Annotated in this window: 11 protein-coding genes; 9 read left to right on the plus strand and 2 right to left on the minus strand. The window is 72.1% G+C overall.

The features are described 5' to 3' along the window. Nucleotides 1-119: 119 nt before the first annotated feature. The 5 genes from dacB to ACFYTQ_RS29450 all read left to right on the plus strand — a co-directional run bounded on the left by dacB (nt 120) and on the right by ACFYTQ_RS29450 (nt 5373). Nucleotides 120-1505, plus strand: coding sequence for a D-alanyl-D-alanine carboxypeptidase/D-alanyl-D-alanine-endopeptidase (gene dacB, locus ACFYTQ_RS29430; protein WP_387368126.1), 1386 nt, complete (start codon nt 120-122; stop codon nt 1503-1505). Nucleotides 1506-1518: 13 nt separating this feature from the next. Continuing rightward, nucleotides 1519-2592 (plus strand): zinc-dependent metalloprotease, encoded by a 1074-nt coding sequence (locus tag ACFYTQ_RS29435; RefSeq protein WP_387368129.1) that lies wholly within the window; start codon nt 1519-1521, stop codon nt 2590-2592. After that, nucleotides 2593-3561, plus strand: coding sequence for a tRNA lysidine(34) synthetase TilS (gene tilS, locus ACFYTQ_RS29440; RefSeq protein WP_387368132.1), 969 nt, complete (start codon nt 2593-2595; stop codon nt 3559-3561). A 16-nt stretch (nt 3562-3577) separates the two neighbouring features. Then, nucleotides 3578-4135, plus strand: a complete 558-nt coding sequence (hpt, locus tag ACFYTQ_RS29445; RefSeq protein WP_387368135.1) for a hypoxanthine phosphoribosyltransferase — start codon at nt 3578-3580, stop codon at nt 4133-4135. A 362-nt stretch (nt 4136-4497) separates the two neighbouring features. Then, nucleotides 4498-5373 (plus strand): LysR family transcriptional regulator, encoded by an 876-nt coding sequence (locus tag ACFYTQ_RS29450; RefSeq protein WP_387368138.1) that lies wholly within the window; start codon nt 4498-4500, stop codon nt 5371-5373. Between the two features lie 91 nt (nt 5374-5464). On the opposite strand, the gene ACFYTQ_RS29455 is transcribed toward ACFYTQ_RS29450, so the two are convergent. Continuing rightward, nucleotides 5465-6757, minus strand: coding sequence for an amidase (locus ACFYTQ_RS29455; protein ID WP_387368442.1), 1293 nt, complete (start codon nt 6755-6757; stop codon nt 5465-5467). A 339-nt stretch (nt 6758-7096) separates the two neighbouring features. Here ACFYTQ_RS29455 and ACFYTQ_RS29460 point away from each other — a divergent pair, with 339 nt between their 5' ends. The 4 genes from ACFYTQ_RS29460 to ACFYTQ_RS29475 are packed head-to-tail and all read left to right on the plus strand — an operon-like array spanning nt 7097 to nt 13050. Continuing rightward, complete coding sequence (locus ACFYTQ_RS29460) at nt 7097-9532, plus strand: serine/threonine-protein kinase (RefSeq protein ID WP_387368141.1); 2436 nt, start codon at nt 7097-7099, stop codon at nt 9530-9532. A 4-nt stretch (nt 9533-9536) separates the two neighbouring features. Further along, on the plus strand, nt 9537-11696 hold the full coding sequence (locus ACFYTQ_RS29465) for a protein kinase (RefSeq protein WP_387368144.1): 2160 nt from the start codon (nt 9537-9539) through the stop codon (nt 11694-11696). Continuing rightward, nucleotides 11693-12394 (plus strand): cyclase family protein, encoded by a 702-nt coding sequence (locus ACFYTQ_RS29470; protein WP_387368147.1) that lies wholly within the window; start codon nt 11693-11695, stop codon nt 12392-12394. Before ACFYTQ_RS29465 ends, ACFYTQ_RS29470 begins: the two co-directional genes overlap by 4 nt. Further along, entirely contained in the window at nt 12391-13050 is a 660-nt protein-coding gene (locus tag ACFYTQ_RS29475) for a nucleoside/nucleotide kinase family protein (RefSeq protein WP_387368150.1), read from the plus strand. The genes ACFYTQ_RS29470 and ACFYTQ_RS29475 overlap by 4 nt, the downstream gene beginning before the upstream one ends. On the opposite strand, the gene ACFYTQ_RS29480 is transcribed toward ACFYTQ_RS29475, so the two are convergent. Further along, a complete protein-coding gene (locus tag ACFYTQ_RS29480) occupies nt 13035-13904 on the minus strand; it encodes a PfkB family carbohydrate kinase (RefSeq protein ID WP_387368153.1) in 870 nt (289 codons plus the stop codon). The genes ACFYTQ_RS29475 and ACFYTQ_RS29480 overlap by 16 nt on opposite strands. Nucleotides 13905-13907 lie beyond the last annotated feature (3 nt).

Raw genomic sequence — 13907 nt, forward strand, 5'->3', positions numbered from 1 at the left:
TTGCGGCTGCCGACTCGCCATCTCGTTCGGGGGAACGCCGGCGAGGTGAGGATAGTGTGGGCGGCGAACTCGTGGGTGCGGCAGGGACGTCACTCGGTGAGCAGGGAGACAGCGGTCAGGTGGTCAGTCGCAAGAGCAGGAACGTGTGGATCGGCGTGAGCGCCGGACTGGTCGTGGTGGTCGCCGCCGCCGCGGTGGTCCTGGTCGCGGTGAAACCGTGGACCCCGGAGTTCCGGCACGGCGGCCTGACGATCGCCGCGCCGCCCGCGCCGCGGGATCCCTCGCCCCGGGTGGCCCCGGCCCCGTCGAGCGCGCCGCAGCCCAGTCCGGCCGGGTTGGCGGCGGCCCTGGGCCCGGTGGCGGCCAATCCGGATCTGGGCGCGTTCTCCGCGTCGGTGACCGACGCCGAGACCGGAGCCGTGCTGTGGAGCGCCGACCCCGACAAGCCCGTCATCCCCGCCTCCACGGCCAAGGTGCTCACCGCGGCCGCCGCGCTGCTGGTGCTGCCCGCCGATCGCCGGGTCGCGACTCGCGTTGTGGCAGGGGCGAATCCGAACGAACTGGTCCTGGTCGGCGGGGGCGATCCGACGCTGACCGCGCAGGCCGACGGCAAGGGCTATTACCCCGACGGCCCCCGGCTGGCCGACCTCGCCGCGCAGGTGCGCGCGGCGGCGCACGGGGTGGACACGATCCTGGTCGACACCTCCGTCTATTCCGGGCCGACCGCGCCCGCGGGCTGGGATCCGGCCGATATCGCGGGCGGTTCGTGGGCGCCGATCGAATCGGTCATGATCGACGGCGGGCGGCTCGATCCGCTGGTCGAGTACTCACCGCGCAGCGCGACCCCGGCACTGGACGCCGGACGGCGGCTGGCGAGCGCGCTGGGCCTGGATCCGGCGAAGGTGCGCGCGGGCCGGGCCCCGACCGGCGCGGCCGAGGTGGCGCGGGTGGAGTCCGCGCCGCTGCGGAACCGCTTGCGCGACATGATGATCCACTCCGACGACGTACTGGCCGAGACCATCGGCCGGGAGATCGCGGCGGCCACCGGCGGCGAGCAGTCCTTCGCGGGCGCGGCGACCGCCACGAAAACCGCGCTCGCCGCGGCGGGTTTCGACACCGCGGGGCTGAACCTGTTGGACAACAGCGGTTTGTCGACCGACGACCGCGTCCCGGCCCGGCTGCTCGATCGCGTGCTGGCCGCGGCCGCCGCCCCGCCGAACGGCACGGGTTCGCCGCTCGCCCCGCTGCTGGACTATCTGCCGGTCGCGGCGGCCTCGGGCTCGCTGGCCGATCGGTTCGTCACCCCGCGCGATCACGCCGGGGCGGGCTGGGTCCGGGCGAAAACCGGAACTCTGTCGGTATCCAGCGCGTTGGCAGGGTATGTGCTGGACAACGACGGCCGAGTGCTGACCTTCGCGCTGATGTCGAACGATCGCCCGCCGGAGGCGAGTCGGCCGGCCCTGGACGCCGTCGCTGCCACGCTACGCAATTGTGGCTGTCGATGACGGGTGGTTGACCATGAGCGGACCCGGTGACGAGAAGACCCTGAAGCGGTCCGCCCTGTCCGGGGCGGTGGACTGGAACACCGCGGCGCGCACCGCGACCGCCCTGGTGCCCGCGGGCCCGCGCACCTCGCGCTATTCGGCCGAGCAGGTGGTGGCGGAACTGGCCGCGGCCTCGACGCGCGCCGAGGGCCCGGTGCGGGAGGTCAGCGGGCTCGTCGACGACGGCGTGATCCCGGACGCGCGAATCGTGGACCGCCCCGGCTGGATTCGGGCCGCGGCCGACTCCATGGCCCAGCTGACCGGCGCGCCCGAGGGCGACCGCGGCCGGTTCGCGGGTAAGCCCGCCGGGGTGCAGGCCGGGGCCATGCTGGCCTTCCTGGCCACCGCCATCCTGGGCCAGTACGACCCGTTCAGTGGCCGCGACGGCACGCTGCTGCTGGTGGCCCCCAATATCGTGGCGGTCGAGCGCGCGCTGGGCGTCTCGCCCGGCGACTTCCGGCTCTGGGTGTGCCTGCACGAGGTGACCCATCGCGTGCAGTTCTCCTCGGCGCCCTGGCTGTCGGACTACATGCGCGAGAACGTGACCACCCTCGGCGAGGTCGGCGAGGAGCCGCTGGCCGAGATGCTGCAACGGCTGCTGGACGAGGTGCGCGAGCGCCGCCGCGGCCGCGCCGAGACCGACGATCCGGCGAGCAACGGGGTGCTCGGACTGCTGCGCGCCACCCAGCCCGAACCGCAGCGCGCGGCGCTGGACCGGCTGCTCATGCTCGGCACCCTGCTCGAGGGGCACGCCGATCACGTGATGGACGCCGTGGGCCCCGCGGTCGTGCCGTCGGTCACCGAGATCCGCGCGGCCTTCGACCGCCGCCGCCACCGCCCGGTGAATCCGGTGCAGCGGCTGCTGCGCGCGCTGCTGGGCGTCGACGCCAAGGTCGCGCAGTACGTGCGCGGCAAGGCGTTCGTCGACGAGGTGGTCGGCACGGTCGGCACGACGCGGTTCAACACCGTCTGGTCGGAGCCGGACACGCTGCCGCGCACCGACGAGATCGGCGAACCGCGACGCTGGATCGCCCGGGTGCTGGGCTAGATGCCGCTGCCCGAGACGCCCGCGGCGCTGGAAGTCCGTCGCGCCGTTCGGGATTGGCTCGCGCGGTACGCGCCGGCCGGGGTGGTCGCGGTCGCGCTGTCCGGGGGCGCGGACTCGCTGGCGCTGACCGCCGCCGCCGTGACCGAGGCCGAGGTGGTCGACGCGTTGATCGTCGATCACGGACTGCAAGCGGGCTCCGATCGGGTCGCCGCCGCGGCCGCGGAGACCGCGCTCGCGCTGGGCTGCCGGTCCGCGCGGGTGTTGCCGGTGCGGGTCGCGGGCGCGGGCGGGCTCGAGGCCGCCGCCCGGCGGGCCCGCTACGCGGCGCTGGACTCCGCGCGCGACGGCCTGCCCGTGCTGCTCGGCCACACCCTCGACGATCAGGCCGAGACCGTGCTGCTGGGCCTGGGCCGCGGCTCCGGCGCGCGCTCGATCCAGGGCATGGCCCCCGTCGCCGCGCCCTGGGGGCGGCCGCTGCTGGGCGTGCGGCGGGCCGAGACCCGGCGGTTGTGCGCCGAGCTGGGGCTGCGGCCGCACGAGGATCCGCACAACAGCGCCCCCGAGTTCACCCGGGTGCGGCTGCGCGCCGAGGTGCTGCCGCTGCTGGAGGAGGTGCTCGGCGGCGGCGTGGCGGCGGCGCTGGCCCGCACCGCCGAACAGCTGCGCGCCGACAACGCCGTCCTCGACGGACTTGCCGAGGAGTTGCTGGTCGCGGCGACCGAGGGTCCGGCGCTGTCGGCCGAGACGCTCGCCACTGCCCCGGCCGCGCTGCGCCGCCGGGCGCTGCGGGCGTGGCTCACCGCGGGCGGCGCAAAGGGCTTGACGGACAAGCACTTACGCGCGGTCGACGCGCTCGTCGTCGACTGGCGGGGCCAGGGCGGCGTGGCCGTGGGCGGCGGTCCGCCCGGGACGAGGTTGGTTGCCGAGCGCGAACATGGCAGGCTGACGCTGGTAACACGAAACCAGTGAAGGGAAACCAGCGGACGTGTACGGGGACGACATCGCGTCGGTGCTGATCACCGAGGAGCAGATCCAGGCGAAGGTCGACGAACTCGCCACACTGATCGCCAAGCGGTACCCGGCCGACGCCCCCGAGGGCGATCTGCTGCTGGTGGGCGTGCTCAAGGGCGCGATCTTCTTCATGACGGATCTGGCTCAGGCCCTGGGCATTCCGACCCAGATGGAGTTCATGGCCGTCTCCTCGTACGGCTCGTCGACCTCCTCGTCGGGTGTGGTGCGCATTCTCAAGGACCTCGACAAGGACATCGCCGGGCGCAATGTGCTGATCGTCGAGGACATCATCGACTCGGGCCTGACGCTGTCGTGGCTCAAGCGCAACCTGTCCAGCCGCAATCCCGCCTCGCTCGAGGTGGTGACGCTGCTGCGCAAGCCCGACGCGCTGCGCACGCATGTGGACGTCGCGCACGTGGGCTTCGACATCCCCAACGAATTCGTCGTCGGGTACGGGCTGGACTACGCCGAGCGCTACCGCGATCTGCCCTACATCGGGACGCTGAATCCGAAGGTCTACAGCACGCCGTAACTCGTTCGGCGTGTCTCTTCGCGGCACGCCGATGGTGTGAGGAATTTCACTTCTTCGCCGACGGTCCTGCATGTCCCCTTCGGGTGAATGTTGCTGGGCGCGCGGCCATTTCGCGTTCGCACGGCGGTGGCGTCCGTCGCGGGCGTGTATCGCGGGTATCGCCGCTGCTCAGCTCCGTCGGTGTGCCGTTTTCGTGCGGTCCGGGCGGAGTTGTCCGGAGATTCGCGGAGCCCGATGTGCGGGGGTTATGCAGAGGCTCTATGCTGTGAGTAACAAACCTGATGGCTGTTTCTGGGCCTCTATCCCAACTTCGAGGTCTGATACAGCTGGATTTCCAAAACCAATTCTGATAGCAAGGGGCTATGGATCCGCACTTGCGCGACCTGCGGTATTTCGTCGCCGTCGCTGAGGAACTTCATTTCACCAACGCCGCTCAGCGGCTGCACATCGCCCAGCCCACGCTGTCCCGCCAGATCCGGCAGCTCGAGCGGCAGCTCGACGTGGTGCTGTTCGACCGCAATCAGCGCAGTGTCGCGCTCACCGTGGCCGGTAAGGAACTGCTCGAGGGCGCCCGCAAGATCCTCGAACTGTGGGAGGTCACGAATGTGGCCCTGCAGGAGGCCGGGGAGGTGCTGCGCGTCGGCATCCAGAGTTCGATCGGGCGCGGCCTGATCGCGGATCTGGAGAGCGCCAGCGGGCACCGGCTGGCCCTGCACTCGGCCTCGTGGACGGATCCGTCCAGCGGATTGGCCGGGCGGCAGGCCGATCTCGCGTTGATGTGGTTACCCGTGCCCGACGTCGGACGCTACCGCTGGCAGGTGCTGCGCACCGAGCCGCGCTGGGTGCTGCTGCCGGAGAATCACGCGCTCGCCGACCGGGAGACCATCGAGTTCGCGGATCTCATCGACGAGCCCTTCGTCGCCATGCCCTCGGAAGCCGGTGCGGCGCGCGACTTCTGGCTCGGCAACGACGGCCGCAACGGGCGGCAGCCCAAGATCGGTGGCGAGGCCGCGACGGCCGAGGAGCGGCTCGAGGCCGTGAGCCTGGGCCTCGGGGTGTGCCTGCTCGCGGAGAGCAATGTGCCGATGTACCGCTGGCCCGGCCTCACCGCCCGGCCCGTGAGCGGTTTGGCCGCTTGCGAATTGGCGGTGGCGTGGCGCGCGGACGACGATCGGCCGACCATCCTCGATTTCGCCAATCGGGTCATGGCGGGCGGATTCGGTACGCCGCAGGACTGATTCGCCACCCGGCGCCTCCGGCCGCGGATCCCCGCGGGCCGCTCGAGGCGCCCGCCGCGCTCGATTCGGGCCGGGGCCGCCGCGCCGCGAATCACTCCGGGGCTACGCGCCGCCAGGGCCGGGCCGATTCCAGTTGGGCCGCCAATCGCAGCAGCGTGGACTCGCTGCCCGGCGGCCCGGCCAGCTGCGCGGCGACCGGGGTCCCGGTGCGCCCGTGCAGGCCCATCGGGACGCTCACCGCGGGCCAGCCGACCAGGTTCCACAGCGGGGTGAACGGCGCGAAACGCATGTTGGCCAACACATTCGGCAGCCAGCGGCGGGTGTGCCACGCCTTGGCGGGCGGCGGCGGACCGGCCAGGGTCGGGGTGATCACGACGTCGTGGTTCTCGAAGAAGTCCAGCAGCCGGGCCTCGATGCGGTCGACCTGTCCGGGCCGGACCAGTCCGGCGCGCAACACCGCGCGGCCGAGGGCCACATGGGTGCGGGTGCGCCGCTGTAGTCGTTCCGGATGGGGTAGTGCGGCGGCCTCGCGCGCGGCGTTCGCGGGCCAGCGCAGCGCGACCGCGCCGACCCCGCCGGAGTAGGGCAGCGTCGCCGAGGCGACCACGTGCCCGGCCGCCGCGGCCAGTTCGGCGGCCGTGCGGGCGGCCTCGGCCCACTGCTTGTCGACCATCAGCAGCGGCGAGGGCGCGGCCACGGCCAGCGCGACGCGCAGCTGCGCGGGCGGTTCGAGTTCGGCGAGCGCCGGGCGGTCGGCGAGCACCGAGAGCACCAGCGCCGCGTCGGCGACCGTCGTGGCGAGCACGCCGTTCTCGGTCATCCCGCCCCACGAATCGACACCGACCTCCGCGGGCACCAGTCCGCGCCCCGGCTTCACCCCGAACACCCCGCAGCACGCCGCCGGGATGCGCACCGAGCCCAGCCCGTCGTTGCCGTGCGCGACCGGCACCAGACCCGCGCCGACGGCCGCCCCCGAACCGCCGGACGATCCGCCCGCGCTGTGCCGAATGTCCCAGGGGGAGCGCGTGATTCGCTCGGGGGTGTCGGTCACGCCCCACAGGCCGAACTCGCACATCTCGGTCACCCCGACCACGATCGCGCCCGCCGCGCGCAACCGGCTCACCACCGGATGGTCCGATTCGGCGGGCTCCTCGCTCCCCGCCGCGGACCCCGCGCGGGTCACCTCGCCGGCCACGTCGATATTGCTCTTGACCACGATCGGCACGCCCGCCAGCGGCAGCGCGTCGAGATCGGGGCGTTCGGCCAGGGCCCGGCTCTCGGCGCGGGCGGCGTCGGCGCGCACCCGGCTGAAGGCGTTGACGCGCGGATCGCCGAGCCGGATGCGTTCGAGCGTGGCTTCGACGATGTCCTGGGGGTCGAGCATGCCGTCGCGCACGGCGGCGGCGATGGCCGTGGCGGTCCTGGGCTCCGGCGTGTCCACCGGTACCTCCTGAGCGGCTCCGGTGGCGGCGGTCGATGTCGCGGCCGCTAACGCGGTGCCCTCGTGCTGCATACTCGTGCCCCCGTCGCGTCGTGGTCGAATCGGGTGTTTCGGTATCGACGCGCAAATTATCATTTCCGGCAGTGCTCGGGAATGATGGTCTCGGGGTGTGGCGGATTCTATTCGCCGGGCCTCCGGCCGACCAGTGCCGATATCGGTCGTCGGGATCCTTTGTTCGGGCCTCCGGTGAGCCGGGCGCGGCCCGGAATCGTTAGGTGCGATATGAGCTACAGTTCCGACTCCGCCAGTGGCTACGGGCGACGCACGGCCGGTATGGAATTCGGCGCCGTGGCCGCCTTCGCCGCCGCGTGGGAGTCCGACGGGCGGCCCCCGGAGATCGCGGACTTCCTGCCGGACGCGCAGACGCTGCGGCTCGACGCGTTGGTCGAGCTGATCCGGATCGATCTGCGGCATCGCTGGCTGCGGCGCTCGGCCGCGACCGCCGGGCCGGCGCGCAAGCGGCTGCGCGAGTACTGCGCCGAGTTCCCCGAACTCGCGGTCGACCGCGTGCCGGCGGGGCTGGTCTACGAGGAGTTCGTCATCCGGCGGCACAGCGGCGAGCGGGTGGATCCGCGCGACTGCCTGCGGGAGTTCCCCGAGCAGGCGGCCCAGTTGCGGGAGATGCTCAACGCCGACGACGAGGATCAGAGCACCCGCCGCGCCCTGCCCGAGGCCACGGCCACGGCGACCGCCGCCGCGCCCGGCACGGCGACGGCCGCGTCCGGGACCGCGACCTTCCTCGGCGACGCCACCCGCACCACGACCGATCTGACCCAGGCCGAGTCCGACGGCCTGGACAGCATCCGGGTCGGGCAGCGCATCGATGATTTCGACCTGCTCACCGGGCTCGGCAGCGGGGCGTTCGCGCGGGTGTTCCTGGCCCGGCAGCGGGCGCTGCAACGGCTGGTGGCGGTGAAGATCTCCGCCGACCGCGGCACCGAACCGCAGACGCTGGCCCAGCTCGACCACGACTACATCGTGCGCGTATTCGATCAGCGGCTGCTCGACGATCCCATCCTCGACTCCGGGGTGGATCTCGGCTCGCGCCGCCTGCGGCTGCTGTACATGCAGTTCCTGCCCGGAGGCACCCTGCTCGGCGTGCTGCGCTGGGTGCGGGCCACCCCGCCCGAGCAGCGCAGCGGGCAGCTGCTGCTCGACGCGGTCGACGCGGCGATGGAGGAGAAGGGCGAGATCCGCCCGACCGATTCCAGCGTGCGCGCCGAACTCGCCGCGCTGAGCTGGCCGGAGACCGTGGCCTGGCTGGGCCGTCGCCTGGCCGAGGCGCTGTGCTACGCCGACGGCCAGGGCGTGCTGCATCGCGATGTCAAACCCGCCAACGTGCTGCTGACCGCCGAGGCCGTGCCGAAGCTGGCCGACTTCAACATCAGCTTCAGCCGCAATCTGGAGGGCACCAGCCCCGTCGCGTACTTCGGCGGGTCGCTGTCGTACATGTCCCCCGAACAGCTCGAGGCCTGCCACCCCGGCTACCGGCGCACGCCGGGGGATCTCGACACCCGCTCCGACATCTACTCCCTCGGCGTGGTGCTGTGGGAATTGCTCACGGGCGCAAAGCCTTTCGACGATCTCACCGCCTCCGAACACGGCGACACCACGACTCTGCGGCAGATGCTGGCCCAGCGCCGGGCCGGGGTGGACGAGGCCGCGTTGGCCCGGGTGCCCGACGACTGCCCGGCCGCGCTGCGGCGGGTGCTGCTGACCTGCCTCGAGCCCGACCGCGCCAAGCGCTGGACCGACGGCGCGGAACTGGCCCAGCAGCTGGAGCTGTGCCTGGACGAGCGGGCCCGCGATCTGGTCGATCCGCCGCCGCGCAGTTGGCGACTTCGGTTGCGGCGGTGGCTGATTCCGGTGGTGGTGCTGGCCATCGGCTTCCCGAACATCGTCGCCTCGCTGTTCAACATCCAGCACAACCGGTCGCTGATCATCGACCGGCTCAGCGAACCGGCGCAGCACACGTTCCTGATCGTGACCGCCCTCATCAACGGGGTGTTCTTCCCGGCCGGGGTGGCGCTGCTGGTCTATCTGTCGCGCACGCTGCTCGTCGTGCACCGCGGGCTGCGCAAGGGGCGAACCTACGATTCGCGGACGCTGGCGCGGGCGCGGTCGGACGCGCTGCTGCTCGGGGATCGCGCTGTGCTGGTGGCGTTCTCGCTGTGGGGCGTGGCGGCGGTGTTGTTCCCGATCATCCTGCAGGTGGTGAACGGGGAGGTGACGACGCGGATCCTGGTGCACTTCCTGTGGTCGCTGCTGGTGTGCGGGGCGATGGCGGTGGCGTATCCGTTCTTCCTGGTGACCTTCTACATGATGCGCAGCATCTATCCGATCTTCCTGCGGCAGGGCGAGATCGGGGCCGCCGACGCCGAACATCTGCGGCGGCTGGACCGGCGGTGCACCACGTATCTGGCGGTGGCCGCCTCGGTGCCGCTGCTCGGGGTCGCGGGGGTGACGCTGCTGCCCGCCGCCGACATCCCGCGGGTGATCGTGGCCGTGCGGGTGCTGTGCGTCGGGGCGATCGCCGCGTTCCTGGTGGCGTATGTGCTGTTCCGGGCGCTGGAGGCGGATCTGCGCGCGCTCGAGCGGGTGGTCGATCCGGGGTCGGCGGGCCGGGCCGCCGACGCGCGGCCGCGAGCGGAAGGATGACCGCGTGAACACCGCCCCGGCGGCGACGGTCGCGCGTTTCGCCTCCGACTGGGAGGCGACCCTGCGCGAAACGCGTTTCGAGCCACCGGTGCTCGCGCGCTACATCCCCGACGGCAGCGCGGTCCGGCTGGCGGTGCTGGCCGATCTGATCCGCATCGATCAGCGGCAGCGGTGGCGGCGCGGGGCCGGGCGGCGCATGACGGAGTACGGCGAGCAGTTCCCGGATCTGGTGGGGACCGCGCAGTACACCGAGCTGGTGTGCGAGGAGTTCACGTTGCGCCGCCGATTCGAGGCGGTGGAGCTGGCGGAGTTCTGCGCCGAATACCCCGACCAGGCGGCCGAACTGCGCGACCGGTTCGGCGATTCCGAAGCGCCACAGTATCTTTCGCGGCCCGACGCCGCGCTGCCCGCGCGGATCGAGGTCGGCATCCGGGTCGACGATTTCGATCTGCTCACCCAACTGGGCGGCCGGGAGCACGCGAAGGTCTTTCTGGCGCGGCAACTTTCGATGCAGCGGCTGGTCGCGGTGCGGGTGGAGGCGGGGGACGCGCACGATCCGCGCCGGGTCGCGCAGCTGGACCACCAATACATCGTGCGGGTCTTCGATCAGCGCGTGATCGCCGACGCCGACGACGCGGCGCTGCGGTTGCAGTACATGCAGTACCTGCCGGGCGGCACCGGCGCGGATCTGCTGCGCTCGATGCGGGCGGACACGCCGGACGGCGGTGCGCGGCTGCTGCGGGCGGTGGACGCGGCGATGGAGGCGCGCGGGGAGATCCGCCCGACGGATTCGGCCGTGCGCGGGGAGATCGCCGCGTTGTCGTGGCCGGAGACCGTGGCGTGGGTGGGGCGGCGGCTGGCCTCGGCGCTGGATTACGCGGACCAGCAAGGGGTTTCGCACAGCGCGATCAAACCGGCGAATGTGTTGTTCACCGCCGAGGGCGTGCCGAAGCTGGCCGATTTCGCCTGCGAGATACCGGCTTCGGCGGATCCGGAGGCCGTGCCGTATCAGGCGCCGGAGTACCTGGCGGCGATCCTCGATCCCGCCGCCCCGCAGCCGGACGCCCGCGCCGACGTCTTCGCGCTGGGCGTGCTGCTGTGGGAAATGCTCACCGGTACAAGGCCGTTCGCGGATCCGCCCGGCGACGACCCGGATCCGTTGACCACCATGATGCGCGCCCGCGCGGCCGGTGTCGACGGGAGCGCACTGGACGAACTACCCGCCGATACGCCCGCGACCCTGCGCCGCGTGCTGCTCACCTGCCTGCGTCCCGAGCCCGGGCGGCGCTGGCGATCCGGTGCGGAACTGGCGGGGCAACTGGAGTTGTGCCTGGATTCGCGGGCCCGCGATCTGGTCGATCCGCCGCCGCGCAGCCTGCGCTTCCGGGCCCGCCGCTGGCTGTTCCCGATCGCCGCGCTCTGCGTGGGCATTCCGAACCTCGCCGCCAGCGTCTACAACATCCGGCTCAATCAGGTCTTGATCGTGGACGCGCTCGCGGCGTCGGATCAACAGCGGTTCCGGACCGTCGCGCTGGTGAACAATCTCGTCAGCTTCCCGCTGGCCGGGATCGTGATGCTGCTGCTGTGCCGACGGGCGCTGGTCGCGGGCTATCGGCTCGCCTACGGGCGCGGCTACCCGCCGGCCGAGGTGCCGCGCGCGCGGACCGAGACGCTGTCGGTGGGGGATCGGCTGGTGCTGGTGCCGTTCGCGATGTGGCTGCTGGCGGGGGTGGCGTGGCCGCTGGCGCTGATGCGGACCGGGGTCGTGCTGCCGTCGCACAATTTCGTGCAGTTCTACACGGCCCAGGTCGTCTGTGCCGCGATCGCGTTGGCGTACCCGTTCTTCCTGGTGACCGTGTACATGATCCGGTCGATCTATCCGCAGTTGCTGGTGGCCGGGCCGGTCGGTCCCGAGGACGGGCGGCAGCTGGCGCGGCTGGCCCGGCGGAGCAATCTGTATCTGGCCGCGGCGGCGTCGGTGCCGTTGCTGGCGGTGGCCAGCGCGACCTTCGTGCCGGACGGGCAGCTGCCGTTGGTGATCGGCCCGGTGCGGGTGTTGAGCGTGGCGGGGATCGTCGCGTTCGTGCTGACCTATTGGCTGTTCCGGTTGTTGGAGGCGGATCTGCGCGCGCTCATCCGGGCCCTGCCGCGGGGGACCCGATGACGCCCTTCGGCCGGATCGTGAACCTGTCGCATGTGCACGATCCGGCGACCACGCCGCTGTATCCGGGCGATCCGGCGTTCGAGTTCGAGACCGTGGCCGAGATCGCGGCCGACGGGTATTTCCTGCGCTACGTGCGGCAGGGCGAGCACACCGGGACGCATTGGGGCGCACCGGCGCATTTCGATCCGACGGGGCTGACGGCGGACGAACTCGACGCGGAGGATCTGTTCCGGCCCGCCGTGAAGATCGATGTGCGGGAGCGGTGCGGGGATCGGGACTACGCGATCACCGTGGCGGATCTGACGGCGTGGGAGGCCGAGTACGGGCGCATTCCGGACGAGGCGGCCGTGGTGGCGTGGACGGGATGGGACGCCAAGTGGGGCGGCCCCGATTTCGTCGGGGTCGGCGAATCCTTCGGCCATCAGCCGGGATTCGCGCCCGAGACGGTGGCGTGGCTGCTGGCGACCGGGCGGCTCGGGCGGCGGGGCGCGCTCGGGATCGACACGTTCGGGCCGGACCGGGGGATCGATCACGAGTATCGGGTGTCGCGGATGGTGTATCGGGAGCATCGAATCAGCCTGGAGTGCCTGGGAAATCTGGCCGCGCTGCCGGTGACCGGGGCGTGGGTGCTGGCCGGGGGACCGATCTATCGGGGCGGCTCGGGCGGTCCGGCGGGCGTCGTGGCGTTGGTGCCGTGAGCGGCGCGCTGACGCTGGCGGAGCTGGCCGCGCGGGTGCGGTCGCACGCGGCCGGGCGGTCGCGGCGGTTCGTCCTCGGGATCGCGGGACCGCCGGGGGCGGGCAAGTCCACCTTCGCGGCGGCGCTGCGGGCGGAACTCGACGGGCTCGCGGAGGTCGCGCCGATGGACGGATTCCATCTCCCCAACGCCGAGCTGCGGGCCGCGGGCGCGCTCGCGCGCAAGGGCGAGCCGGACACCTTCGATGTGGCCGGATATCTGGAGCGGCTCCGGCTGCTGCGGGAAACGCCACTCGGACAATCGATCTCGTGGCCGATCTACGATCGGGACCGGCACGAGCCGGTGGCCGACGGGGTGGTGTTCGAGCGGCAGCCGATCGTGCTCACCGAGGGCAACTATCTGCTGCTCGACGACCACCGGCCCGCCGGATGGGCGGGCGTGCGCGCGCTGCTCGACGAGGCGTGGTATCTCGACGCTCCCGTCGAACAGCTGCGAGACCGCTTGGTGCGCAGGCATATTCGCGGCGGCCGCAGCGCGGAATCGGCCGCGGCCAAGGTGGCGGACAGCGATCTGCGCAATGCCGAACTGGTCGCGAGCACGAGGGAGCGCGCCGATCTGGTGCTGCGGTCCGACGGGGAGAACTACTCGCTGCGGTAGTGCCGCATCCACTCCCGGGTACCGAGATAGCGACACGACGCCGAGGCGACCTCGGCGGCCCGGCGCAACGCCTCCGGGAAATCGCTTCCGGCCGTGCGGAAATGGCAGAACGCGCCGTGCAGGATGTCGCCCGCGCCGAGGGTGTCGACCATGGGCCCCCGCGCGATCGCGATCTCCCCGCGGTCGGCGGGGGTGGCGTAACGGATCGACTCGCCGCCCCGGGTGACCGCCACCTGTCCGACGCCGAGTTCCAGCAGATGATCGAACAGCCCCTCCGGCGCCAGCCCGGGCGGGGCGAAGGACGCCGAGCAGATGGCGATGTCGGTCAGCGGCAACAGGGCGGCGTGCTCGTCCCGCCACCGTCCGGCGTCGAGCACCACCGGAACACCGGATCGCCGTGCCGCGCGGGCGAATTCGAGCGCCACCGCCGGGTAATGGCCGTCGAGCAACAGGATCTCGGCGTCCGCGAGCGTCGGCGACGGATCCGCGTCGAGGGTCGGGGAGATTCCCGAACCGTCCCGGGACACGATCGTGCGGGTGGCCGCCTCCGTCGCCACCACGATCGACGATATGGGCGGGCGATGCGTCCCGTCCGGGGTGAGATCGCTTGGCGCAACGCCGAATTCGTCCAGATCGTGCCGGATGAGTTGCGCCAGGGGGTGTTTCCCGAGCGCGGTCACCAGGGTCGGCGCGCGACCGGACAGGAACGCGTAGGCCACGGCGGCATTGGCCGCCGGGCCGCCCGCGCCCAGGAACTGATCGCGCGCCCGGGTCTTGCTGTCCTCGGCCGGATACCGGTCCACCGCGTACGCGATGTCCAGCGTGGCCAGCCCCGCGAATACCGCCGTCGCCATGCG

This window comes from Nocardia sp. NPDC004068 (assembly GCF_042874315.1).
GTDB lineage: Bacteria > Actinomycetota > Actinomycetes > Mycobacteriales > Mycobacteriaceae > Nocardia.

Bases quoted from the DNA above. Each gene is read 5' to 3' on its own strand.
- tilS (WP_387368132.1), top strand. From the start codon at position 2,593: ATGCCGCTGCCCGAGACGCCCGCGGCGCTGGAAGTCCGTCGCGCCGTT.
- ACFYTQ_RS29460 (WP_387368141.1), top strand. From the start codon at position 7,097: ATGAGCTACAGTTCCGACTCCGCCAGTGGCTACGGGCGACGCACGGCC.
- ACFYTQ_RS29470 (WP_387368147.1), top strand. From the start codon at position 11,693: ATGACGCCCTTCGGCCGGATCGTGAACCTGTCGCATGTGCACGATCCG.
- ACFYTQ_RS29450 (WP_387368138.1), top strand. From the start codon at position 4,498: ATGGATCCGCACTTGCGCGACCTGCGGTATTTCGTCGCCGTCGCTGAG.
- ACFYTQ_RS29480 (WP_387368153.1), bottom strand. From the start codon at position 13,904: ATGGCGACGGCGGTATTCGCGGGGCTGGCCACGCTGGACATCGCGTAC.
- ACFYTQ_RS29455 (WP_387368442.1), bottom strand. From the start codon at position 6,757: ATGCTCGACCCCCAGGACATCGTCGAAGCCACGCTCGAACGCATCCGG.
- ACFYTQ_RS29435 (WP_387368129.1), top strand. From the start codon at position 1,519: ATGAGCGGACCCGGTGACGAGAAGACCCTGAAGCGGTCCGCCCTGTCC.